Annotated in this window: 1 protein-coding gene and 1 other annotated feature; the gene reads left to right on the top strand. The window is 59.9% G+C overall.

The genetic code is table 11. The features are described from left to right. Positions 1 to 145: 145 nt before the first annotated feature. A protein-coding gene (locus ABIE57_RS20480; RefSeq protein ID WP_454283837.1) for an IS3 family transposase occupies positions 146 to 1380 on the top strand; the annotation gives its coding sequence in 2 pieces (ribosomal slippage) (positions 146 to 446 and positions 446 to 1380; 1236 coding nt in all). Further along, positions 433 to 549, top strand: a sequence feature (AL1L pseudoknot). Its footprint overlaps the gene before it by 117 nt. Positions 1381 to 1515 lie beyond the last annotated feature (135 nt).

Below are 1515 nucleotides of genomic sequence, written 5' to 3' on the forward strand. Positions count from 1 at the left end.
ATCGTTGGCGCAGGCTTATGCTGGAGGGAGGAAGTGTCGCCGTGTCAGAGGATGATGACGTGACCAGCAACAAGGTCGTCCGACAGATGGAAGATTGAACCGCCCCGGGTTTACCGGAGAGTAAAACTCTCAAAAGGTGAGCCTCATGACAGACAAGAAACACACCCCGAGCTACACGGCGGAGTTCCGCGCGCGCGGCGTTCGGCTTTTCCGCGAACATCGTTCTGATTACAGCAGCGACAGTGCCGCCTACCGGGCAATTGCCTCGAAGCTGGGCTGTTCGTCTTTTAGCCTGCGGGACTGGTGCCGGCGCGCGGCGCGTGATGCAGGCGAGCTGTCCGGGCCGACGAGCGAAGAGAAGGCACGGATCAAGGCCCTGGAGCGCGAGAACCGCGAACTGCGCCAGGCCAACGAGATCCTGAAGAAGGCCAGCGCATATTTCGCGGCGGCGGAGCTCGACCGCCCGTTCCGCAAATGATCGCGTTCGTCGACGATCACGGTTCTGTCCATGGTGTCGGGCCGATCTGCCGGGTTCTGGGGATCGCACCATCGACGTATTATGGCTTCAAGGCCGTGGAGCGTGATCCGGACCTCGCATCGGACCGGACCAGGCAGGATCATCTGGACAAGGCTGCCATCAAGGAGGCCTTCGATGGTAGCCGGGGCCGATATGGCGCGCGCAAGGTCTGGCACCAGCTGCGCCGCGAGGGGCATGACATCGCCCGTTGCACAGTGGAGAGGTTGATGAAGGTCATGGGATTACAGGGTGTTGTGCGGGGCAAGAAAGTCATCACGACCAACCCCGATGCGGCTCAGCCTTGCCCGGACGACAAGGTGAACCGAGCCTTCGTGGCGGACATGCCGAACCAGCTCTGGGTCAGCGACTTCACCTATGTCTCAAGCTGGCAAGGGATGGTCTACGTGGCTTTCATCATCGACGTCTTCGCCCGCAAGATCGTCGGCTGGCGCGTCTCCACCTCGATGACGACCGGTTTTGTTCTCGATGCACTGAACCAGGCCATCTGCCAGAGGGCGCCGTCCGAGGCTGACAAACTGATCCATCACAGCGACCGGGGCAGCCAATACCTGTCGATCCGATACACCGAGCGGCTTGCCGAGGCCGGGATCGACACCTCGGTTGGCAGTGTCGGGGATTCCTACGACAATGCTCTGGCCGAAAGCATCATCGGCCTGTTCAAAACCGAGGTCATCAAGTTCCTTGGCCCCTGGAAGTCCGTTGGTCAGGTCGAATGGGAAACCCTGAAATGGGTCGACTGGTATAACAACACCCGCCTGCACAGCGCCATTGGCTACGTCACGCCACAAGAAGCAGAGGAGGCCTTCTATGCAAGCTTGAACGCTGCTGAAAAAGCAGCCTAATCATTGAACCAAAAACTCTCCGGTAAACCCGGGGCGGTTCAGATCGCATCCGTGAACTCGAACGCCAGCTTGGCCGCAAAACGCTGGAGGCCGAGATCCTGCGCGAGGCGTTGGACAAGTCACGCTCAAAAAAAC

It is taken from the genome of Roseovarius sp. MBR-6 (assembly GCF_040547525.1).
Taxonomy (GTDB): Bacteria; Pseudomonadota; Alphaproteobacteria; order Rhodobacterales; family Rhodobacteraceae; genus Roseovarius.